General features: G+C 65.8%; 1 protein-coding gene. It reads right to left on the reverse strand.

Annotation, left to right across the window (positions count from 1 at the left end; genetic code table 11):
* On the reverse strand, window positions 1-300 hold a 300-nt coding region (locus D1614_RS28850), incomplete at its 3' end, for a class II aldolase/adducin family protein (RefSeq protein ID WP_175579326.1).
* Window positions 301-526 lie beyond the last annotated feature (226 nt).

The raw sequence follows: 526 nt of genomic DNA on the forward strand, positions 1-526 counted from the left end.
GTGGATCGTGAAGCCCGCCGGATTGATGAAATAGGGCGTGTCCTGGACAATATTCCCTTCCAAATCGACCTTCACCAGCGACGAGGCCGTGATCTCGTCGAAGTAGAAGCCGTAGGGATTGATCAGGAAGTGGTGCTCAGGCCCCGGAATGCGGGCCGAGATGTGGGTGAAGATCATGTCGTCCCACCCGTGCAGCGCCACCAGCCGGTAGAGCGCGGCCAGATCGACCCGCGCCTTCCACTCGGCCTCGCTGACCTTGCCCTTGAGCGAGCCCACGCCGGGCAGCGAACCATCGGCCATGGCGTCATCCTTCCTGATCGGTGTTTATATTTGCCGGCAAGGTCGCCCCCGGCTCACCGGGCGTCAAGGGGAATGAGGCTCAGGCCTTCGGCAATCGCGCCCAGATCGCGTCCAGCGGCGCGGGCGAGGTCAGGCCGAAGACCCGGTCCAGCACCTCGGCCAGCTCCCGGGGGCCGGCGATGGGCCGGGTCTCGACGGTTCCGTCCGGTCGCCGCAGGCTGACCTG

The sequence above is a fragment of the Maribellus luteus genome (assembly GCF_003576475.1).
Taxonomy (GTDB): Bacteria; Bacteroidota; Bacteroidia; order Bacteroidales; family Prolixibacteraceae; genus Draconibacterium; species Draconibacterium luteum.